Below are 22,394 nucleotides of genomic sequence, written 5' to 3' on the forward strand. Positions count from 1 at the left end.
CGGTGCGGAACACGACGACACGCGTGTGCCGCACCGTGCGGTGGTCCGGGACGAATGTGATCCTGGGAGAAGGACGAGCGGGCAGGGGGCCGGCCATGGGCCCTGAGAGGGACACCGGTGGTACCACGTCCCGTGCGTGTCCACGCCCCGGCCCGGCCCTGCGCCGGGTCGGCAGCGCGCTGCGGCACGGCACGGACGGCTCGGCCTACGCGGGCCGCAGAGCCGTCCGGGTGACGCTCGCGGCCGTCGTCGCCTTCTACATCGGTCTGTACGGCCTGCACGATCCCGTCGCCGCCACGTACGGCCTGTTCGCGGCAGTGTCCATGGCCGGTCTGTCCCGTATCCCCGGCACCGGGCGCCAACGCGCCGTCGTCGAGCTCCGGGTACTCCCCGTCGGCTGGGTGCTCGTGACGGCCGGGACGCTGCTCGCGGTACACACCTGGGCGGCGGTCGCGGGGACACTGGTCTTCGGCTTCCTGCTCTCGTTCGCGGCGGTGGCCGGTCCACGCCTGGCCGGGGCGGCTCCCGGCCTGCAACTGCTGTACATCCTGCCGTGCTTCCCTCCGTACGCGCCGCAGACCCTGGGGGAACGGCTGGGCGGGATGACGCTGGGCATCCTGCTGCTCGTGCTCGCCGAGGTCCTGCTGCTGCCCGACCCGCCCGTCGCCTCCTACCGGGCCCTGTCGGCCGACGCGGCCATGACCGCGGCGCGGTGCGCGACCGAGCTGGCCCGGCCGCCATGGTCGCTGTCGCCCGAGACGCACGCTGCCGCACGGTCGGCCGGCGACGCACTCCGCCCCTTCCGGGTGCCGGAATCGGAGCGTCCCGCCGGACCTGGGCGGCGGGAGCGGGCGCTCTCGCAGACCGGTATGGCAGCGCGCGTTCTCCTGGCCCGGTTGCAGAAGATGCCGGGGCCCGGCCCCCGGAGTCCGTATCCTCCGTCCCTCGCGCTGCTGCACGAGGTCGCGGCATCGGCCCGGCTGACCGCCGCCGCACTGCGCACCGGCCGTCCGGCCGGCCCGGGACGTCTGTGGAACGCGCTGGCCGTGTATCGGCGGTCGCGCACAGGGCCGCTGAACGAGGCGACGACACCCGGAACCACCACCATGGTGATGCGCCGTCAGGCGATGCTGATGGAGGCCGCCCACGCCGGGATGGCGCTCGCCACCGCCTCCGATCTCGCCCTGGGACGGCGACTCGGGCCCTCGGAGACGCAGGACGGCAGCTTCTGGTACGCGGGGCGCTCCACGGTCCGCCTGTGGGGGCATCGGCTGATGGGGCATCTGAGCCCCCGTTCGGTGTACTTCCAGAACGCGATGCGCATCGGTCTGGCCCTGGCAGCCGCCCGTACCGTGGCCGGAGTCGACTCCCTCCCCCACGGATTCTGGGCCATGCTGGCCGCTCTCACCCTGATCCGCACCACTGCCGCGCAGACGGGTACGGTCGTGCGCCAGGCCCTCGTCGGCGCGCTGCTCGGTGCGCTGGCAGCCGCGGCCCTGCTGGTGTTCGCCGGGGGGAGCACCACTGCCTACGCCGTGGTGCTGCCGGCCATCATGCTGGCCACGTTCTGGATCGGTCCGACGCGTGGTGTGGGATGGGCGCAGGGCATGTTCACCCTGGTGGTGTCCACCGTCTTCGCCCAGCTCGCGCCGGCCACCTGGCAACTGGCCGAGGTCCGCTTCCTGGACGTTCTCACCGGCAGCGTGATCGGTCTGGCCATCGGGCTGCTCGCCTGGCCACGGGGTGCCCAGGAGGAACTGCGCCGAGACGTCGCCGTACTCCTGCGCGCCATCGGTACGACGATCGCCTCGACCACATCGGTCCGTGCCGAGGATCCGGTGGAGACACAGCGCAGCCAAGTCGCGCTGCGGCACGCCCTGACGCTGGCGGAATCGTCGTTCGCGCAGTACCAGAGCGAGCCGCGCGGGCCCGGTACCCCGGGGGCGGACTGGCAGGCGACGCTGATGACCGGGCACCACGCCCTGCGCGGGTCCCAGCGCCTGCTGGAACCGGGGGACGCTGACGGGATCCGGTCGCTCGGGGGTGTGTGCCGGGAGGGAGTGGCCCGGGACGGTGACGAACTGGCCGGACGGTACGTGCTGGTCGGCGCCCTCCTGGCATCGGCACAGCGGCCGCCGTCGGGGTGCCGTCGTCCGGAACCGGACGTCCTGCCGGCAGACACCCCCGCCCCGCCGGTCTACTACGACGCCGAGGCATGGCTGCGGGGACTCGCCGTCGATCTGGACCACATCACTGCGGCCACCGCCACCACCATGGCCGGGCCGCTGCCGGAGGAGAGAGACTGAGCCGGCCGGTCGACCCTCCGCGGGCGGCACAGGGGCGGTCCCGTACACCTCGCGGCCCGGGACGCACCCCGTTGCGTCGCCAGCATGCGGCACGAACCGCCACAGGTTCGGGCCGGGTTCCGGGGCGTCAGTCAACGCGCATGGATCCGAGGGAAGTTGCTGTGGCAGACTGCGCCGTCGGAGCGGTTCGACTCATCGGTAACGGAGCATGTCATGACGGCAGGGATGTCCCACACCCCGATCGACACCAGTAGGCCCCACTCCGCGCGGGTGTACGACTGGCTCCTGGGCGGGAAGGACAACTACCCCGTCGACCAGGCGGTCGCGGAGCAGTTGCCCGCCGAGGCGAAGGTCGGTGCGCACCAGAACCGCGCGTTCATGAACCGTGCGACTGCCTGGCTCGCCGGCGAGGGGGTCACCCAGTTCCTGGACATCGGCACGGGCATCCCGACCGCTCCGAACCTGCATCAGACAGCCCAGGAGATCAACCCGGCCGCCCGGGTCGTCTACTGCGACAACGACCCCATCGTCCTGCGTCACGCGGAGGCGCTGCTGATCAGCAGCCCGGAGGGGGCCACCGACTACGTCCCGGCGGACGTGCGCGAACCCGCCGGGATCGTGTCGGCCGCGTGCAGGATTCTGGACTTCGACCGGCCGGTGGCCTTGTCGCTCCTGGGACTCCTGCACTTCCTTCCGGACGCGGACGATCCGTACACCATCGTCCGCACCCTGGTGAGCACGCTGGCTCCGGGCAGCTACGTGGTGCTGTCCCAGGGGGCGTCCGATGTGAATCCCGAGCGGGGGGAGCAGGGCGCAGCCGAGTACGGCAAGGGCGGCATCCAGCTCGCGCTGCGTACCCGCAACGAGTTCGCCCGCTTCCTCGACGGCCTCGACATCGTCGAACCGGGTCTGGCGACGGCGCCCGAATGGTTCCGGAACACCCCTGCTCCCGAGCCCGAGTTCAGCGGCCTGTACGTCGCCGTCGCACGCGTCCCGTAGGTCGCGGTCACAACAGGAACTGACCACTTTTCACACAGACGCGTACCAGGCACCGTTCGACGCCCGGGTCGGCGACAACGGTGGTGGCGGCGTACGGGCAGTCCGCGCGTCGCCGCCGGGCGGGCCCGTCCACTGGCCGCCACCCGCCCGGCAGCGGGGCCTTCCGGGGGCCCGTCGGGGCGCCCGGGCCCCGTGACCGTCCACCACGGGCTGCGGGCAAGGTCGGCAGCCACGGCAGCAGCACCGGACCCGACAGTCGCGCGGACGCTCTCGACACCGCCTCAGCGCGGTCGAAACCGCGTGCGGAGTGTCTCGCGACGGCAGCCACCATCCCGGGCGGAGCCGCTCCGGCCGACGAGGAGAACTCCGACCCGCAGCCGCCGCACCCGTGACGGACAGTCACCTTCGCTCCGGATCCCACGTCCCGGTCACCACTCGGATGAGCCATGGGATCCGCCGTACACCTGCGGGCACAATCTCCACAACGCACCTCAACACCGCCGCATGTAACGGGAGATGGCGTCCACGGCGCACCGCCGGACACCACGCATCAGGGCGCCTCGACATCGATCCGCCCATCGCAGGCACACCACCCCCGTCGGCTCCCGGTCCGTAACAGGGAGTTCTCATCGGACCGTTCGCGCAGAGCTTCCCAGCTGGGACGAGGCCCGCCCGGACTGTCGTACGCCGCAAAACCTTGACACCCCGAAGCGGCAGGAGGAGCATCCTCACGTCGTTGACAACGTTGTCGGAACGGCGCCGTTCCGGAGTGGTCGCGGCGCACCCGTTCCCACCCCGTTGACCGTCCGTCACACACGAAGGGCAGGATCGGTGTCAGACACGCACAACCGTCGGACGCACCCCGGGCTCAGAGCTGTCAGCTGCGTCGCGGTGACCGCCATGGCCGCGCTGGGGTTGGCTGCCACGGCCGCCCCCGCCTCGGCGGCATCCCCGCACGACACCGTCAAGGATCCGGTGTCGTACGTCCACCCGCTGATCGGCACCTCGAACGCGGGCAACACCTACCCGGGCGCCGTGCAGCCGTTCGGCATGCTGGCCTGGAGCCCGCAGAACTCGAGGGGCAAGCAGGTCTCGACACCCGCTCCCGGCGGCTATCAGTACGACGCGACGAAGATCCGCGGCTTCAGTCTCACCCATCTCAACGGCGTCGGGTGTTCCGGCGCCAACGGCGACATCCCGATCATGCCGTACGTGGGTGACGTCGACTCCTCCCCCACCGCGGACACCACCGACGCGAAGTACGCCAGCACCTTCTCGCACGCCGACGAGACCTCCTCGCCCGGCTACTACAAGGTGGGTCTGGCCAGCGGCGCTTCCGCGGCACTCACCACGACCGCACGCACCGGCTCGGGGCAGTTCGGGTTCCCGGCGGGCAAGCCTGCGAGCATGCTCTTCCGCACCTCGAACTCGGAGAGCGGCAGCACCGGCGCCACCGTGAAGATCAACAAGGCGGACCGGACGGTGACGGGCTCCGTCACCGCGGGCAACTTCTGCGGTCCGCAGAGCGCGAACAACCGCAAGGACCTCTACACGCTCTACTTCACCGCCCACTTCGACAAGGCGTTCGCGAAGGTCGGCACCTGGACGGACGGCACCGTCGAGCCCGACTCCACCTCCGCCTCCGGAGGTACGGGGTACAGCTCGTCCGGCAACCCCGTGGAGGGCAAGGGCTCCGGCGCGTACATCACCTTCGCCGACGGAACCACCCTCGCCCAGGCCAAGGTCGCCGTCTCCTACGTCAGCCCGGAGAACGCCGAGGCGAACCTCCGCGCGGAGAACTCGCCCCGGAAGAGCTTCGACTCCGTCAAGGAGCAGGCCGCCAAGGTCTGGAACAAGGCCCTGAAGGCGATCGAGGTGGGCGGCGGTACCGACGCCCAGCGGTCCACCTTCTACACCGCGCTCTACCACTCCATGCTGGAGCCCACCCTGACCAGCGACGTGGACGGCCGCTATCTCGGCGCCGACCGCAAGCCGCATCGGCTCGCCAAGGGGCAGAAGGCGCAGTACGGCACCTTCTCCGGATGGGACCAGTACCGCGCGCAGGTGCAGCTGATGACGCTGCTCAATCCGCGGGCGGGCAGCGACTACGCGCAGTCCCTCTACAACTACGCGGGCCAGCGCAGCGGCGAATGGGATCGCTGGCTGCTGGAGAACGGCAAGACGAGCGTGATGTCGGGCGACCCCTCGGACGCGGCGCTCGCCGGGATCTACGCCTTCGGCGGCCATGACTTCGACGTCGAGGGCGCGCTGAAGTCGCTGGTCGAGGCGGCGACGGTGCCGACGGCGAACGACTCGGACAGCTCGGGCTGCAATGTCGAGTGTGTGGGCCAGCGGCCCGCGCTCGACAAGTACATGGAGCTCGGTTACGTGCCGGCGGACGGCTGCCACTGCTGGGGAGGCGCGGCCGAGACGCTGGAGGACGCGGCTGCCGACTACGGCCTCTCCGAGCTCTCCCGGCAGATCGGGAAGACCGCCGACGCGAAGAAGTTCCTGGACCGTTCGGGGAACTGGACCAACGTCTTCGACGCCAACGCCACCGCGCAGGGCGGTTACATCCGCGACCGCAAGGCCGACGGCACCTGGGCGGGCACCTTCACGCCGGGCACCGGCACCGGTTTCGTCGAGGGGTCCAGCGCGCGGTACACCTGGATGGTCTACTCGGACATCGCGGGGCTCGCCAGCGCGATGGGCGGCGACGACGCCGCGGCGAAGCGACTCGACGCCTTCTTCCGCACCCCGGACGGGAAGTTCGACTTCACCGCGCGGGACGCCACACGCTACGACGCGACCAACGAACCGGACATCAACGCGCCGTACCTCTACAACTACCTGGGAGCTCCGTACAGGACCCAGGAGACGGTCCGCGCGGAGATGGACCAGCTGTGGACCGACACCCCGGGCGGCATCCCCGGGAACGACGACGCGGGCACCATGTCGTCCTGGTACGTCTTCTCGGCGCTGGGCATGTACCCGCAGAACCCGAGTCGCGCCGATCTGGTCCTCTCCGCTCCGCTGTTCCCGCACGCGGTGGTGCACACCGGGCACGGGAAGACCATCACGGTCGACGCACCGGCCGCTTCGGCGGACAACACGTACATCCACGGCCTGAAGGTCGACGGCAGGACGTCCGGCAAGCCGTGGGTCCCCGCCTCGTTCGTCACCCGTGGCGGCACGCTGGACTACACCCTCGGCGCCACGGCGGACACCTCCTGGGGCAGCGCGGCGGCCGACGTCCCGCCGTCCTTCCCCGGTGGTGGGGTGAAGTACTTCACCGGCGCGACTCCGGACCAGCTGAAGATCGAGCCCGGTTCGGGCAGCGCGGAGACGACCGTCAAGGTGCAGACCCTGGAGGCCCAGGCCACCGAGATCCACTGGACGGCGAAGCCGCCGGCCGGTGTCACCGTCACGCCCGCGGAAGGCGACTTCACCGTCCCGGCACGCGGTTCGGTGAGTGCGAAGCTGACCGTGTCGGCCGCGGCGGACACGGCCGAGGGGCACTACACGATCCCGGTGACGCTGAAGTCGTCCTCCGGCGCCGAACTCCCGAAGACGTCGGCCGCGGTGACCGTCGCCGAGAAGAACGGCATGCTGTGGAACCGCAACAGCACCGGCATCTCCACCGACGACGACAACCCGCAGGCCAACTTCGACGGTGAGGGCTGGAGCTACTCGGCCGAGGCGCTCGCCGCGGCGGGCACGACACCCGGCGGAACGGTCTCGTCCGGTGGCTTCGAATTCAGCTGGCCCAAGGTGGGCGCGGGCGACCCCGACAACATCGAGGTGGCCGGCGGCAGCCCGCAGGTGCTGAACGTCCCCTCCGCGCAGGGCGACACCAAGCTGAGCCTGCTGGGCAGCGCGGCCGAGGGCTCGGCCAGCGGCAAGGTGACGCTGACGTACACCGACGGCACCACGCAGCAGGCCGAGATCGGTTTCAGCGACTGGACGCTGGGCGGCGGCACGCAGCAGCCGTCGTTCGGCAACACGATCGCGGTCCACACCACGTACCGTGACGTCCAGGGCGGGGGCAAGGACCCGGTGGGCACCGAGATCTTCGCCACCGCCCCGATCGCTCTCCAGGCGGGCAAGCAGCTGGCGAGCGTGACCCTGCCCGCCACCACGGACGGCGGCGTGATCCACATTTTCGCGGTGGCCACCGCCTGACTCATCTGATCGGAACGGGCCGTCGGGGCCGGGGGGCCCACCCCGCCCGGCCGGCCCCGGAGCCCGGCGGCGCGGGGGCCCGGCGGGGGGTTTCTACACTTTTTCGGGGGGGCCCCCCGCACCCATCATTTTATGGCCGGGGCGGGCGGGGCGGGGGCCCCCCCCCCGCCCCCCACGGCCCGTTCGCCGTTCGGCACGGCGACGCGGATCGGCGGCGTGCGGCGAAAGACCCCGGTGGCATCGCCGCGAGGCACCGGATGTGCGAACTACGGGCTACTCAGATCCAGTTGAGTAGCCGTCCGCAGGCGGAGGCTGTCGCCGGGCCTCTACGCTTGCGTCATGCGCCGCATCGCGCCCACGGCCCTGCACGTACCACTGATGCGCGTGGTCACGGATCTGCGCAGCGCCGTCTGCTCGACCGATCGGGGGACCAAAATGCCGGAGGAGCCCGAAGTGACCGTGGCACAGGGACGGAGCGGCACCTGCTCGCTGCTCCTGGGCCTGCTCGCCGTGGCAATGATCGGATGCCCGTGGCTGCCCGCCGCCATTGCGCCGTGGATCCGGTACTTCCCCGTCTATCTCGTGGTGCCGCTCGGGATCTGCGCGGTGGTGTCCGGCGTCGGCGCGCTGCGCGACATGCGCGAGCAGGAGGAGCCCGACCGGCGCCGCGCACTGGCCGGAATCGTTCTGGGGTCGGTGGCCGTCACCGTACCGGTCGCCGTCGTCGCCTGGAGCTGGTGGGCACTCAGCAACATGTACGGATGACCGCGCGGCAGACCTGATCGCCCACCGCCCTTCGCCGTACCGCCCCCGAGGCCGGAGCCCGCAGCGTTGTCGGACCCCGCTGACATGCTGTCTCCCATGCCACACACCAGCGTCGCGCTCACCCTCGCCCAGACGTCCGATCCGCGCCAGGTCGGTCCCGAACTCCGACGTCAGATGATCGACTGCTGGATCGCGGTCACCGACGCGGGCGGCGCCGCCGGGTTCCCGTTCCCGCCGGTCACGGCCGACGATGTCGTTCCTGTCGTGGACACACTGCTCGGCCGGCTCGACCCGCAGCGCAGCCGTCTCGTCACCGCCGTGTTCGACGGGAGGCTCGCCGGATGGGTCACTCTCAACCGCGATCCCTACCGTCTCGTCGGGCACTGGGGCACGGTCCATCACCTTCAGACCCGCCCCGGCCTCCGTGGCCGTGGCGTCGGCTCCGCCCTCGTCCGTGAGGTGCAGCGGATCGCCCGCGACGAACTGCACCTGGAACAACTGCATCTCGCGGCCCGCGGCGGCGAGGGGCTGGAGGACTTCTACGGCCGGCTCGGATGGCGTGAGACCGGTCGGTGGCCGGGGGCGCTCAGGCTCGCTCCCGACGACACCCGCGACGAGGTCCTGATGCTCCTCGCTCCGCTCTGACCACTGCCGGATCGCCCACGGTCGCTCCGGAACCGTGGTGGGGCCTCGGCCGTTCCCGGCTTGTGCGCACCGGGACCGGAGCGCCGTGCTACCGCTGTGGGCGATTTGCGGCCCGGCTCGGGAAGGCCGGGCTCGCACCGAGCGGCGGTCAGCGGGTCGGGCACGAGGAGCGAGGTGGCTGGGTGAGAAGGTTCGAGGCGGGAGAGACGGTCGTACGGCGGGACGTCCACCGGGGCCGGGTCTGGAGCGAGCAGGCGCTGCGGGTCATCGAGGACACCGATACCGCTCTGGTCACCGCATGCTGTCCAGGCGCGGAGACGCTCTGGCCCGCCCTGTACGCCAGGGCCCGGAGCGACGGCGATCCCTCGCTGCGCACGGAAGCGTTCGAGGCGCTGTCAGCGGGCGAGTGGGAGCTCGCGTCCGGCCGGTGGCAGGACACGGTGCTCGTACTGTGGAAGCCGCCCGCGGCATGGTTCAGCATCGACGCCTTCTACGCGGCCGACACCGGACAGCAACTGCAGTACTGGTACGTGAACTTCGAGCACCCCACCCGCCGCACCCGAACCGGGTTCGACACCTTCGATCTGGCCGTCGATCTCATCATCGACACCGACCTGACCACGCTGCGGTGGAAGGACGAGGACGAGTACGCCCAGGTGCGACGTCTCGGCATCGTCTCCGATGCCGAGCACCGGGCCGTCGAACTCGCCCGCGCCGAGGTCCTCGCGATGCTCGAGGACCGGTCGGGACCGTTCGCGGACGCGGACCGCTGGTCCGCTTGGCGCTGGGACGCCGCCTGGCCACCGCCCCGTCTGCCGGGGAGCAACCCCGCGCAGGCCGCAGGGACATCCCCGCTCCGTCCGCCCGGCCGTGACGACAGCCGGTCTCGCGCCTGACAGCCGGCGCTCCGGTGCGCTCCCGCCCGGCCGCCGGCCCCGGACCGACCGGGCCCGGCAAGGCCGTTCCGTGCGGCGTCTCATGTGTTCCGCCTGTCTCCGTCCAGTGATCCGGCGTCGAGGGACAGGCCCCACACGTTGCGCCGGTGCGCCAGTTCCCAGTCACGCTCCAGAGGTGACGGGGGGACGGTGAGGACCGGACACCGGGCGTGGGCGACGCAGTAGCGGGCCACGGACGGGAACAGCGGGCGCAGGAGACCGCGGTGACCGGCCCCGACGACCAGGACGTCATCGCAACGGTCGGCGGTCTCCACCAGCACTCTGGCCGCCGAACCGCGCGCAACCTGCCGGCGCAGCGGTACCCCGGGGCCGGCGGGGCCGAAGGCGGCGTCGAGAGCTTCGAGGAGCTGCCCCGCCGCGGCGGTGCGCCACGTGTCGAGCTGCGCCGGAAAGAGTGTGTGTCGGGCACCCGACTCACCGCCGGGCGGTTCCCATGCCAGCACCGCCCACAGTTCACCGTGGGTCCGGTGGGCCTCGGCCGCGGCCCGGTGCAGGGCCGTGAGGCTGCCCAGCGATCCGCTCACTCCGGCCACCACGCGTCCGGTCTCCGCCGCGTCCATCGACTCACCGCTTCCTGCTGCGCTCCTACGGGCACCGGCCCGGGCCCCGGCATTCCCCCGGGGCGGCGGGTGCAATACGTCCATGGAAATGCCTGACGAGCGCGGTGAGCGGGCCATTGGCGCTGTCTTGACGCCGGGCGCGGCGACCATGACGACACTCTGACGGCGTGTTCTCCGTATGCATCGTGTCAATGCCTGCCCTCGCGCCGTCAGCGTCCCGTCAGGGCCGTTCCGACCTGCCGGGACAGCGGGCATAGCGTTGGCGAAGGTCCTGGTCCACGCCCTTCCCGGGCCGGGACACCGCCCTCGCGAGGGGCTTCAGTTCCAGGAGGAACCTCATGCCCGATGCCCTGTGCTCCGACGATCCGGAGCCTTCCGAACCCGTCCCGGCCGGACTCCTGTGCGTCCCCGTCCGGCCGGGACCCGCAGGGTGCGCAGCCAGGCTGTTCCGCACCCCGATAGGCGACCGCACCGCCGTCGGCTTCACCTCGCCCGCACTCCTGACCTCGGTCCTCGGGCCCGAGCAGGCATGGATCAGGCTCTCCGAGCCCGCCCTGCGCGCCCTCGTCTCGCCGCTCGGCGTCACCGCCCTGACCGTGGATCCGAAGTTCGCCGCCTCCCCGGTCGCTCCGCCGGCCGCCTCCCCGGTCGCCGCGACGGCTCCCCGGCACCGTTCCACCTGGCGTGACTGGGACCCGCAGGCGATCGGCGTCCTGCGCGTGACCGGCGCCGCAGCCCTGGTCGGCGCCCTGAACCTGTGGCTCGGCTGACGGCCGCGCGCCGCATTCCTGAAGGAGGCATCCACACCATGACCACCCTGCCCGAAACCACTGCCCCGCTCACCACGGACGACGACCTGTCCGTGTGGCCGGCCTCGACCACCCGTCTCACCGGCGGTGACCTCGCCGTCGGCGCGGTCCCGCTCACCGAGGTCGCCGAACGATTCGGCACACCCGCCTACGTACTGGACGAGGGCGAGGTGCGGGACCGCTGCCGTACCTACCGACAGGTCTTCCCGGACGGCGAAGTGCTCTATGCGGCCAAGGCTTTCCTGTGCCGTGCCATGGTGCACTGGGTACGGGAAGAGGGCCTCGGCCTCGACGTGTGCTCGGCCGGCGAGCTGGAACTCGCGGTCACCACGGGCTTCCCGCCGGAACGCATCGTGCTGCACGGCAACGCCAAGAGCCCCCGCGACCTGGACACCGCGTTGCGGCTCGGGGTCGGGCGCATCGTCATCGACAGCGCTTCGGAGATCGCACGGATCGCCGCCCTGGTCGGACCGCACGGGCACCAGAAGGTGCTGGTACGGGTAGTGCCCGGCATCGTCGCCGGAGGGCACGAGAAGATCCGCACGGGAACCGAGGACCAGAAGTTCGGCCTGTCCATCGCGGACGGATCCGCCCAGCACGCCATCGTCCGGATACTGGATCAACCGCAGCTCGAACTGGTCGGCCTCCACTGCCATCTGGGCTCGCAGATCACCAGCGTCAAGCCCTACCTCGCGGCGGTGCGCCGGGTCGTCGGGCTGATGTCACGGCTGCACAAGCAGCACTCGATCACCCTCCCCGAGATCGACCTCGGCGGCGGCCACGGCATCGCCTACCGCCCGGGCGAGGACGCCCTCGACATCACGACGCTGGCCCGCAGGATCCGCGCCGAGCTTGCCGGGGGCTGCCAGGCCGCCGGGATCCCGGTACCCCGCCTCACCATCGAACCGGGCCGCGCCATCGCCGGGCCCGCCGGCGTCGCCCTGTACCGGGTGCTGGTCGTCAAGCACACCGGATCACACACGTTCGTCGCCGTCGACGGAGGGATGAGCGACAACCCGCGGCCCGCACTGTACGGGGTGCGGTACGCGCCACGCCTGGTGGGCCGCCGTTCGCTCGCCGGGCCGGAGACCGTGACCGTGGTCGGACGGCACTGCGAGGCGGGCGACGTCGTCGCCGCCGATGTGCCGCTCCCCGGCGACATACGTCCCGGCGACCTGCTCGCCGTGCCGGTCGCCGGCGCCTACCACCTGTCCATGGCTTCCGGATACAACCTCGTCGGCCGCCCACCCGTGGTGGCGGTCGCCGACGGGCGTGCCAGACTCCTGGTGCGCCGCGAGTCCCTCGCCGACCTCAGCGGCCGCGACATCGGCCTGTGAGCGCCATGGTTCCGAAGGTTCACAACCGCCCTCCTTGCCGGGCCCGTTCCGTCAGGTGATGCGCGGCCGGCCGCCCCGGCCCCACCGACGGCCCCCGCCGACGCGCAGCGCCCCCGCCGCGTCGGCGGGGGTCTGCCGCGGCCACCGGGCCCAGGCAGGGCGTTCTCACAGGTCCGCGCCGGCGCACCGCCCCCGACGGCAGCCTCCACCGGCCTCCCGGCGTTCCTACGATCACCCGCGTCCACGGCGGACTCATCCCCGCCGGTCCGCCGGACGGGGCCGTACCCCGGTCATCAGAATGTCCAGGCCGCGCCGTGTCGTGGCCAGCACGACCCTGTCTCCCGCCCTCAGCACCCTGCCGTGCGCCGGGCGCCAGTCGAAGCCGGGCCTGTCGAGCCGGAGTCCGGCGAGGGTGTCCGTCGAGGAGGCCGGACGGCCGGTGTCGTGGGATCCGACAGCGAGGACCCGCCGCTCGTTCCTGCGGAACGCCTCGTGCACGGTGCGCCCTTCGAGTTCGGGGTGGCCCGCGACGTCCACGACGGTGAACAGAAGGGATCCGCGCTCGATGGGCATCACTCCCAGCACATGACGGCCCATCATCGCGGCGGCGAAGGAGGGTGCGGCCAGCGCCGATACGCTGCGACTGCGGGTCAGGGCGTCCGGGTACGAAGCCCGCATGGCGCGCTGCACGGTGGCGGCGAAGTTGTCGTCGTACAGCCGCATCACCACCCGCACGTCCGGGTTGGCCTCGCGGGCCGCCATCACGATGTCCAGGTTCTGGCCGTCGTCCCGGGTCAGGACGAGCAGCGACTTGCTGTGCTGGATGCGCGCCCGGTCAAGGACTCCCGGGGCGGTGGCGTCCTCAAGGAGCAGCGGCACGCCGAATTCGCGGGCGAGGGCGACACCGCGCGCGTGCGGGTCGCGCTCGATCACCACGACCTTGTGGTCGGTGGTGCGCAGCCGGGCGAGCACACGGGTGCCTACCTTGCCGAGGCCGACCAGGACGATGTGGTCGTCCAGGTGCTCCTCCGGCGGATGGCTCGCGGACGCCGTACGGAACGCATCGGTGGCGTTCATCGTCGCGGCGACGACGAGCGGCAGCACGGCGAGTCCGACGAAACCGGCGACCAGTTGCAGCACCCGGCGGGCGACCGGTTCGCCGGTGGCCGGATCTCCCATGGTGAAGATGTCGAGCATGGGCAGGTACACGTTCTTCCACCACGGATGCTCGTGGGCGAACAACGCCGTCGCTGCTGCGAGCGCGACCACGATCGCCGCCAGCGCGCCGAAGACGGCGATGACCTCCCGGGCGAGGAAGACCTTCCACGGCAGGTGTGCGAGCCGGGCCCGCAACCAGCCTCTGCTGCCGCGCCGTTGGCGTGAGGGCGGATCGGGCGCGTGATGATGGGTGACCTCTTCGAGCATCAGCCGGCCGTGTGTGAACTGCCGGTGGTAAGCGGTCCTGGTGTCCGGGAGCAGCTGGGTACCCTCCTCGCCGGGGGTCTCGGCGCTGTCCTCGCTCGCCGGGTCGTGCCGGTGCGCGCCGGACAGTATGGCGAGGGTGGTGAGATCGGCCGACCGGGGAGGTGCCCCTGCGGGCCGCACGACACCGCGGAACACCTTCCCGTCGACCTGGAGGGTGTGGCCCTGGCCGACCGCCACGGCCGACACCAGTTCCGGCACGGCGGTGTCGGTGTCGGAGAGCACGGTGGTGGAGACGTCGAGCATCGGATCGTCCGCTCGCCCGGACACGACGGCCTCACGGTCGAGGAGCCGTTCCAGGTGGCGGCCTCGCTCGCGGTTGAACATACGGATGACCAGCCGTACGGACGGGTTGAGGGCACGGGCCAGCAGTGCCGCGGTCATGTTCACCTGGTCGTCGCCGTAGGTGAGGGCCAGGGCGGTGGCCCGCTCCACACCCGCCGCCCGCAGGGTCTGCTCGTCCGGGCGCGCGGCCACCAGCAGTTCCACGGGCGAATGCGGGTCGCGGTGCAGCGCGGCGATCTCCGCGCCGTGCTCGTCGCGCCGGGAGGGCAGGACGACGGTGACGGCCTCGCCGCACACGGCGTCCAGTTCCACGGCGAGGCGGCGCGCGAGACCGTCGTCCCCGCAGATCACCATGTGCCGAGATCTTGGATCAAGTCCTGCGCGCATAGGGAGAGTTGGCGTCACAAACGTCAAGAACGAGATCCCGGACCCGTCCGGTTCCGGACTCGGACGGGTCCGGCGTAAAGCTTCTGTATCGGACCTGGGACTTCCCCGGCCGTCCTTCACCGGACCCATCGGGGTGAACGCCGCCGCGATCCGCGAGGATCACTGCGACGGGTCGGGCCCGTATCGGCCGCGCAGTTCACTCCTCACCGGCACCGAGCTCGCCGGCCTGCTGCTCGCGGGAGGGCGGGCCTGCCCGGACCGCCTTCACGGGAACGGGCGGCCTTCACCGCTCCGGCCCGCCGCACCCACCGTCCCGGCCTGGCCGGTGTCCACGGCCCGACCGCCGATACCACCGCGCCCCTCGCCCCGGCCCGTCACCCCATCGGCCCGCAGGATGACAGAGCGTCCGGCAAATCATCCGATATAGCATCAAACATGGGCACAGCCCGACGCGTGGGCGCGGCAGGAAGTCACGCCCCTGACGACTCTGCGGGGTACCTCGGGCATGTCGGACGTTCTGTACATCGGCCTCACGGTCGTGGTGTTCGCCCTCATCGGGCTGGCCGCCAAAGGGGCTGAACGCTTGTGAGCGTGGAGAACACCGTCGGCCTCGTCGTTGCCGTATGCCTGGTGATCTATCTGGTCGTCTGCCTAGTCCTCCCCGAGAAGTTCTAAGGGCGTGTCCGGATGAACGACACCCTTGCGGGCTGGCTCCAGGTGATCGCCCTGATGGCGGCGCTGGCACTCTCCTTCCGCCCACTGGGCGACCACCTGGCCCGTGTCCTGACCACCGGTCGCCACTGGAGGGTGGAGCGTCTGGTCTACCGTGCCGGTGGCGTGCACGGCGACGCCGACCAGAGCTGGCCGGTCTACCTGCGCAGTGTCCTGGCCTTCTCCGTCGTGTCGATGCTGTTCCTCTACGCGTTCCTGCGCCTGCAGAACCACCTCCTGCTCTCCCTGGGGATGAAGCCGGTCGCCGCGGACCTGTCGTTCAACACCGCCGCGTCCTTCGTCACCAACACCGACTGGCAGGCGTATTCCGGTGAGTCGACGTTGGGCCATCTGGTCCAGATGGCGGGCCTCGCAGTACAGAACTTCACCTCGGCGGCCATGGGCATCGCCGTCGTCGCCGCACTGATCCGTGGCTTCACCCGGAAGACGACCGATCGCGTCGGCAATTTCTGGGTGGACCTGACCCGGATCGTCCTGCGCGTCCTGCTGCCCATCGCGTTCGTCTTCGCGATCGTTCTGGTCGCCGCCGGCGTCATCCAGAATTTCCACGGCGCCCACGCCATCACCACCGTCGCGGGCGGCCATCAGAGCCTCACCGGCGGCCCGGTGGCCTCGCAGGAGACCATCAAACTACTGGGCACCAACGGCGTCGGTTTCTACAACGCGAACTCCGCGCACCCCTTCGAGAACCCCAACGCCTTCACCAACCTGATCGAGATCTACCTGATGCTGGTGATCGCGTTCTCCCTGCCGCGGACCTTCGGTGCGATGGTCGGCGACCACCGCCAGGGTTACGCGATCCTCGCCGTGATGGTGGTGATCTGGGCCGCCTCGGTCGCCGTCGTGACCGCCAACGAGTTGTACAGCGTCAGCAGCACGGCCGGTCACGCCGCCGGCGCGATGATGGAGGGCAAGGAAACGCGGTTCGGGATCTGGGCCTCGGCACTGTTCGCGGTATCCACCACCCTCACCTCGTGCGGGGCGGCCAACTCCTCCCACGACTCCTACACGCCGGGCGGCGGCGGCATGACGATCTTCGACATGATGCTCGGCGAGATCGCGCCGGGCGGTACCGGCTCCGGGCTCTACGGAATCCTGATGCTGGCCGTCGTCGCAGTCTTCGTCGCCGGACTGATGGTCGGCCGCACGCCCGAGTACCTGGGCAAGAAGCTGCACGCCCGGGAGATGAAGTTCGCCTCGCTCTACATCCTGACCACACCCGTTCTCGTGCTCATCGGTGCGGGGCTGGCCATGGCCCTCCCCGGCGAGCGGGCTGCCATGCTCAACAAAGGCGCGCACGGTTTCTCCGAAGTGCTGTACGCCTTCACGTCCGCGGCGAACAACAACGGCTCGGCGTTCGCCGGTCTGAGCGCGAACACCGTCTGGTACAACACCACGCTCGGTGTTGTCATGCTCCTCGGCCGGTTCCTGCCGATGGTGTTCGTCCTGGCGCTCGCCGGGTCGCTCGCCGGCCAACAGCCCGTACCGGTCACCGCGGGCACCCTGCCGACCCACCGACCACAGTTCGTCGGCCTGCTCACCGGCGTGATCCTCATCGTCGTGGGTCTGACCTATTTCCCGGCCCTCGCACTGGGACCTCTCGCAGAGGGGCTGCGCTGATGTCCTCGACCGCCGCTTCCGGTCCCACCCCGCCGGGTGCCGGTTCCCGGCAGAGCCGCATCTCGGGCGGTCTGCTGGATCCCAAGCAGTTGCTGAGGTCGTTCCCCGATGCCTTGCGCAAGCTCGATCCACGCTCGATGTTCCGCAACCCGGTCATGTTCGTGGTGGGCGTCGGGGCGCTTCTGACCACACTGTCGGCGATCGACTCCCCCAGTGTCTTCGCGTGGGTGATCGCCGCGTGGCTCTGGCTGACGGCTGTTTTCGCCAATCTCGCCGAAGCCGTGGCCGAGGGGCGCGGCAAGGCGCAGGCAGAGACGCTGCGCAGCGCCAGGACGGCCGTGACGGCACGACGGCTCACCGGCTGGCGGCCCGGCGCCACCGATGCCGCAGAGGAGCAGGTGCCGGGTGCCGGCCTGCGGCTGGGTGACCATGTCGTCGTCGAAGCCGGTCAGATCATTCCGGGTGACGGAGATGTGGTGGAGGGCGTCGCAAGCGTCGACGAATCGGCCGTCACGGGCGAGTCGGCACCGGTGATCCGCGAGTCGGGCGGCGACCGGTCGGCCGTCACGGGCGGCACGAGGGTGCTTTCGGACCGGATCGTGGTGAAGATCACCTCGAAGCCGGGAGAGACCTTCATCGACCGGATGATCGCCCTCGTCGAGGGGGCTGCCCGTCAGCGGACGCCGAACGAGATCGCGCTCAACATTCTTCTGGCGTCCCTGACCATCGTCTTCCTGATCGCCGTGGTGACCCTGCAGCCCTTCGCCGTCTTCGCGGGGGCCGAGCAGACCATCGTCGTTCTCGTCGCCCTCGTCGTGGCGCTGATCCCGACGACCATCGGCGCGCTGCTGTCGGCGATCGGCATCGCCGGCATGGACCGGCTCGTCCAGCGCAATGTGCTCGCGATGTCCGGTCGCGCCGTGGAGGCCGCGGGCGACGTCAACACTCTCCTCCTCGACAAGACCGGCACCATCACTCTCGGCAACCGCCAGGCCGCCGAATTCCTGCCGGCCCACGGAGTGAGCGTCGACGAACTCGCCGACGCCGCCCAGCTGTCCTCCCTCGCCGACGAGACACCCGAGGGCCGCTCCATCGTCGTCCTCGCCAAACAGCAGTACGCGCTGCGCGGACGCGGCGAGGGCGAACTGGACCACGCCGAGTTCGTGCCTTTCACCGCTCGGAGCCGCATGAGCGGAGTGAACCTCAGCGATCCTCAGGACCACCGCCTCCTGCGCAAAGGCGCGGCGACCGCGGTGATGCGCTGGATCCGCGACCACGGCGGTCATCCGACCGCCGACGTCGGTCAGCTCGTCGACGGCATCTCCGCGAGCGGTGGAACACCGCTGGTCGTCGGCGTCGTCTCCCGGCGCGACGGGACGCAGACCGCTCGTGTGCTGGGCGTGATCCACCTCAAGGACGTCGTCAAGACAGGCATGCGCGAACGCTTCGACGAACTGAGGCGCATGGGCATCAGGACCGTCATGATCACCGGGGACAACGCGCTCACCGCACGCGCCATCGCGCAGGAAGCCGGTGTGGACGACTTTCTCGCGGAAGCCACACCCGAGGACAAGATGGCTCTGATCCGGCGCGAGCAGAAGGGCGGGAAGCTCGTCGCGATGACCGGCGACGGCACCAACGACGCCCCGGCGCTCGCCCAGGCGGACGTCGGCGTGGCCATGAACACCGGTACATCGGCCGCCAAGGAGGCCGGGAACATGGTCGACCTGGACTCCAACCCCACCAAGCTCATCGAGATCGTCGAAATCGGCAAGCAACTTCTCATCACTCGGGGTGCGTTGACGACCTTCTCGATCGCCAACGACGTCGCGAAGTACTTCGCGATCATCCCCGCGATGTTCGCGAGCGTCCATCCGGGCCTCGACCGGCTCAACATCATGCGTCTGCACAGCCCCACATCGGCGATCACCTCCGCGATCGTCTTCAACGCGCTGATCATCATCGCTCTGATCCCGCTGGCGCTGCGTGGCGTGCGCTACCGACCGTCCTCCGCCGCCCAACTGCTCAGCCGCAACATCTGGATGTACGGGCTCGGCGGCCTGGTCATGCCGTTCGTCGGCATCAAGCTGCTCGACCTCGTCATCCAGTTCGTTCCCGGCCTGCGCTGACGAACCGCCCCACGAGAGGACAAGGCGACCCCATGGCGCCCACCGCCCTGCCCCCCGTACTCCGCCCCCATCTGGCGGCGCTGCGGATACTGCTCGTGTTCACCGTCATCACCGGGGTGGCGTACCCCCTGCTCGTCACCGGTATCGCTCAGGCAGGTCTCCCCCACCAGGCCAACGGCTCGCTGCTCACCACGGACGGCAGGCCGGTGGCCTCCAGCCTGATCGGCCAGAATTTCGCCCTGCCGAAGAAGAACCCCGGCGCCCCGGACGAGACACTGCGTCCGGACCCCGCGTGGTTCCAGCCCCGTCCGTCCGCCGGTGGCTACGACCCCATGAACTCCGGAGCCTCCAACCTCGGCCCGAACAGCCCCGAACTGCTCGAGGCCGTCCGGGACCGTCGCGCCGCCGTCGCCGCCTTCGACGGCGTCCCGCCGAGGTCCGTCCCCGCGGACGCCGTCACCGCCGGCGGCTCCGGCCTCGACCCGGCGATCTCCCCTGCGTACGCCTACGAACAGGTCGACCGCGTGGCGGAGGCCCGCCGCCTCGCTCCCGCCCGGGTCAGAAGCCTGGTCGACCGGCACGTCCAGGAACGCGTACTGGGCTTTCTGGGCGAGCGGCGCGTCAACGTCGTCGAGCTCAACCGTGCTCTGGCCCGGATCGCGGATCCGGCCTCCCCGGGCCTCGGACGCGCACGCGGCTGAGGGGGCGAGCGGCAAGGCGTCAGCCGGCCGCGACCTCCACGGACAGCTCGTTGTCCACCGTGTAGTAGGGCCGGACCGTCATGCCGTCGAGCTCGGTCGCCCGGTACACGAAGACCTCCTTGCGGTCCGCCACGTCGTCCAGGAGGCGGGCCACCCGGATCCGGGGCGTGTCCGACGCGGGTCGCACGAATACGTCCCACACGGCGGGGCCGGACCCCGGCGCGGTCAGCAACTCCCGGTAGTCGGCGGTGAAGGAGATGTCGTGGCGACCGTCGGCGGTGAGCGCGACCTCCCGTTCCGTGCTGTTCCTGCCCCTTCGGCGCAGCACGGCCGCCGCGCCGTGGCCGGCTTCGGCGCCGAAGAGCCGGGCCCGTACGGTCATGGCGCGGCCGCCGACGCCGATACGGCCCGCTTCGGCGTGTGCCGTGCGCAGCCAGGCGCGTACGGCGAGGTAGCCGTCGAGCGTGGTGTACGGGATACGGACCGCGAGCGGCAGCGGCGTCCGGTCGGGAGCACTGTCGGCCATGAGTGCCCGCAGGTCCCGGGCACCGGGCAGCAGCCGGCTGCGGGGTTCGCCGGGCGCGCGCAGGACATACAGATCCCACCGCCCCTCCGCGAAGGCGGGCTCCGGGTCGAGGACGGCGTGCCAGTGGTCCTGTCCGGCCGGTTCCAGGTCGACCACGCGTGTGATCCTCTCGGGTTCACCTTTCGGCGGGCGCAGCCGCAGCAGGAGCTGAGGGCGGTACGCCGCCGGCAGCGCGAGGCGCACGACCAGCCGGTTCTCCCCATCGACCGTGCAGTCGGCACGGGGTCGCTCGGCGGCCTCTCCGGTCGCGTTGTCACCGCTCATCGCTTTGCCTTCCCTACGGTCCTCACCATGGAGTCGGTCGCCGCAAGGGCGGCGTCCCGGGCCGCGTACGCGCCGGCCACCAGGGCGCGGCCCGGACGGGCGGGCGGGGCGGCCGGCCGGCCGGTGGCCTTCGCCACGGTCAACGCGTCGAACAGCGCCTCGGCCTGTGCCACGACGGGCCCGGGTGCGTACCGCCGGGAGTTGTCCAGCGCGGTGCGGCCCATGCGGCGGCGTGCGTCGTCGTCCCGGACGAGTTCCAGCAGAGCGGAGGCCAGGGCGTTCCGGTCACCGACCGGAACGAGCCGACCGTCCTCGCCGTCCCGGATGATCTCGGCGGGGCCGTGTGGGCAGTCGGTACTGACCACGGGGAGACCGCAGCGCATCGCCTCGACGATGGTCATGCCGAAGGGTTCGAAGTCGGAGGTTGCCGCGGCGATCGAGCCCTTGACCCACTCGGCCTCCATCGGAGTCGCGGCGCCCATGAGGAAGACGTTGTTGTGCAGGTCGAGTTCGTCGATGAGGCACCTCAGCCGGTCGCGCTCCACTCCCTTGCCGTAGATACGCAGTTGCCAGTCGGGGCGTTCGGCGGCCACCGTGGCGAACGCCCCGATGAGCAGGTCGTACCGCTTCACCGGCACCAGTCGTCCCGCTGCCACCACGTACGGCGCGGCTCCGCCGGCGGGCGGGAGCGACGGGTCCGGAACGCTGTTGGGCAGTGCCTCCACCCGTACGCCCGGCAGTCGCATCTTGCGCCGGTAGGCGGTGGCGTCCGCCTCGGTGACCGTGGTCAGTGCGTCGAGCCGGGGGTAGGCCCGGCGCAGCGCACGGCGCAGCCGTGGCGAGTGGTTGTCCACGGTGAGGTGTTCCTGCCCGATCCGCACCGTTCGTTCCGGGGCCTGGAGCGCCAGATGCACATTGAGGCCCGGACGGGTGCCGATGGCGACATCGGCGTCCGTCGTCGCGAGCAGCTCGCCGATCCGCCGGTCCGTCAGCTCGCTGTACTGCTTGTAACGGTACTCGGAGGCGGGGAACACCTTCGCGGGCCGTAGATGCAGCGGATGGTCCTTCTCGTGCCGCAGGTCCACGAGGGGGCGCAGTCGGACCCGCGGGTCCAGGGTGAGGCTGGTGTCCTCGCGGTGCCGGAGAGCGGAGACGATCTCCACCTCGTGCCGCTCGGCCAGCGCGTGGGCCAGATTGAACGTGGTGGTGATCGTCCCTCCGATCCCGTACGCGTTGTGTAAGAGGAAAGAGATCTTCATGAACCCCTAGACCATGCAGAGGGGACGGCAGTTGCCCTCGTTATGCCTTCGTGAGGGAGATGGTCCGACTGCGGCGGCCGGAACCGGCCCGAGCGGTAGCCGGGGGACTTCCGTCGGAGCCACCTGTTCGGGCGCATCACCGGCGTGATTCCGCCACTTCACCGTAGCGGAACCGTTCACCCCGTGGAGTTCCGCCGCACTCACACGATGCCGGGAAACTTGGCGCGAGTGCCGATGGGTCAGGGCGCGAGGCGACGGTGAGGCATGCACATGCCGTGGATGCCTTTCGGATCGGTCCTAGGGCGTGTTTCGAAAGTAGCGCCGTCCGCCCGGAGGGCGGGCTCGGCGGCGTCTGGTGCGTGCGATCGCAAGGCGGAGGGTCGCCCCGAT

The 22,394-nt window shown here is 70.8% G+C and carries 16 protein-coding genes; 12 read left to right on the forward strand and 4 right to left on the reverse strand.

All coding sequences use genetic code 11. The features are described 5' to 3' along the window. Positions 1-95 precede the first annotated feature (95 nt). The 6 genes from ACFVXE_RS31180 to ACFVXE_RS31205 all read left to right on the forward strand — a co-directional run bounded on the left by ACFVXE_RS31180 (position 96) and on the right by ACFVXE_RS31205 (position 9,793). The gene (locus ACFVXE_RS31180) at positions 96-2,306 is read left to right on the forward strand and encodes an FUSC family protein (RefSeq protein ID WP_389676220.1); all 2,211 of its coding nucleotides are present in this window, start codon (positions 96-98) and stop codon (positions 2,304-2,306) included. Between the two features lie 213 nt (positions 2,307-2,519). Continuing rightward, positions 2,520-3,305 (forward strand): SAM-dependent methyltransferase, encoded by a 786-nt coding sequence (locus tag ACFVXE_RS31185; protein WP_389676221.1) that lies wholly within the window; start codon positions 2,520-2,522, stop codon positions 3,303-3,305. A 900-nt stretch (positions 3,306-4,205) separates the two neighbouring features. Further along, positions 4,206-7,487 carry a GH92 family glycosyl hydrolase gene (locus ACFVXE_RS31190; protein WP_389676251.1) on the forward strand — a complete coding sequence of 1,094 codons (3,282 nt, stop codon included), beginning with the start codon at positions 4,206-4,208 and terminating at the stop codon, positions 7,485-7,487. Positions 7,488-7,826: 339 nt separating this feature from the next. Further along, positions 7,827-8,252, forward strand: a complete 426-nt coding sequence (locus ACFVXE_RS31195) for a DUF4190 domain-containing protein (RefSeq protein WP_389676223.1) — start codon at positions 7,827-7,829, stop codon at positions 8,250-8,252. 96 nt (positions 8,253-8,348) lie between these two features. Next, positions 8,349-8,897, forward strand: a complete 549-nt coding sequence (locus ACFVXE_RS31200; RefSeq protein ID WP_389676225.1) for a GNAT family N-acetyltransferase — start codon at positions 8,349-8,351, stop codon at positions 8,895-8,897. Between the two features lie 182 nt (positions 8,898-9,079). Continuing rightward, positions 9,080-9,793, forward strand: coding sequence for a DUF402 domain-containing protein (locus ACFVXE_RS31205; protein ID WP_389676227.1), 714 nt, complete (start codon positions 9,080-9,082; stop codon positions 9,791-9,793). An 80-nt stretch (positions 9,794-9,873) separates the two neighbouring features. Here ACFVXE_RS31205 and ACFVXE_RS31210 read toward each other — a convergent pair whose 3' ends face one another. Then, the gene (locus tag ACFVXE_RS31210; RefSeq protein ID WP_389676229.1) at positions 9,874-10,413 is read right to left on the reverse strand and encodes a universal stress protein; all 540 of its coding nucleotides are present in this window, start codon (positions 10,411-10,413) and stop codon (positions 9,874-9,876) included. A 338-nt stretch (positions 10,414-10,751) separates the two neighbouring features. Here ACFVXE_RS31210 and ACFVXE_RS31215 point away from each other — a divergent pair, with 338 nt between their 5' ends. Then, positions 10,752-11,183 carry an SAV_915 family protein gene (locus ACFVXE_RS31215; RefSeq protein ID WP_389676231.1) on the forward strand — a complete coding sequence of 144 codons (432 nt, stop codon included), beginning with the start codon at positions 10,752-10,754 and terminating at the stop codon, positions 11,181-11,183. A gap of 38 nt (positions 11,184-11,221) precedes the next feature. After that, a complete protein-coding gene (gene lysA, locus ACFVXE_RS31220) occupies positions 11,222-12,559 on the forward strand; it encodes a diaminopimelate decarboxylase (RefSeq protein WP_389676233.1) in 1,338 nt (445 codons plus the stop codon). Between the two features lie 252 nt (positions 12,560-12,811). Here lysA and ACFVXE_RS31225 read toward each other — a convergent pair whose 3' ends face one another. Then, positions 12,812-14,680, reverse strand: coding sequence for an NAD-binding protein (locus tag ACFVXE_RS31225; protein ID WP_389676235.1), 1,869 nt, complete (start codon positions 14,678-14,680; stop codon positions 12,812-12,814). Between the two features lie 618 nt (positions 14,681-15,298). Here ACFVXE_RS31225 and kdpF point away from each other — a divergent pair. Genes kdpF through kdpC form a run of 4 tightly spaced genes read left to right on the forward strand, consistent with a single transcriptional unit; the run spans position 15,299 to position 19,895 of the window. Next, positions 15,299-15,388: a K(+)-transporting ATPase subunit F gene (gene kdpF / locus ACFVXE_RS31230; protein WP_389676237.1), complete on the forward strand. Its 90-nt coding sequence runs from the start codon at positions 15,299-15,301 to the stop codon at positions 15,386-15,388. A 12-nt stretch (positions 15,389-15,400) separates the two neighbouring features. After that, positions 15,401-17,065, forward strand: coding sequence for a potassium-transporting ATPase subunit KdpA (gene kdpA, locus ACFVXE_RS31235; protein ID WP_389676239.1), 1,665 nt, complete (start codon positions 15,401-15,403; stop codon positions 17,063-17,065). Continuing rightward, positions 17,065-19,194, forward strand: coding sequence for a potassium-transporting ATPase subunit KdpB (kdpB, locus tag ACFVXE_RS31240; RefSeq protein ID WP_389676241.1), 2,130 nt, complete (start codon positions 17,065-17,067; stop codon positions 19,192-19,194). The genes kdpA and kdpB overlap by 1 nt, the downstream gene beginning before the upstream one ends. Positions 19,195-19,226: 32 nt before the next feature. Further along, positions 19,227-19,895 (forward strand): potassium-transporting ATPase subunit KdpC, encoded by a 669-nt coding sequence (gene kdpC / locus ACFVXE_RS31245; protein ID WP_389676243.1) that lies wholly within the window; start codon positions 19,227-19,229, stop codon positions 19,893-19,895. Positions 19,896-19,914: 19 nt separating this feature from the next. Here kdpC and ACFVXE_RS31250 read toward each other — a convergent pair whose 3' ends face one another. Both ACFVXE_RS31250 and ACFVXE_RS31255 read right to left on the reverse strand, forming a co-directional pair. Then, complete coding sequence (locus ACFVXE_RS31250; RefSeq protein ID WP_389676245.1) at positions 19,915-20,745, reverse strand: hypothetical protein; 831 nt, start codon at positions 20,743-20,745, stop codon at positions 19,915-19,917. Then, complete coding sequence (locus ACFVXE_RS31255; protein ID WP_389676247.1) at positions 20,742-22,004, reverse strand: glycosyltransferase family 4 protein; 1,263 nt, start codon at positions 22,002-22,004, stop codon at positions 20,742-20,744. Before ACFVXE_RS31255 ends, ACFVXE_RS31250 begins: the two co-directional genes overlap by 4 nt. Between the last annotated feature and the right edge of the window lie 390 nt (positions 22,005-22,394).

The sequence above is a fragment of the Streptomyces sp. NPDC058231 genome, assembly GCF_042882275.1.
Classification (GTDB): domain Bacteria; phylum Actinomycetota; class Actinomycetes; order Streptomycetales; family Streptomycetaceae; genus Streptomyces.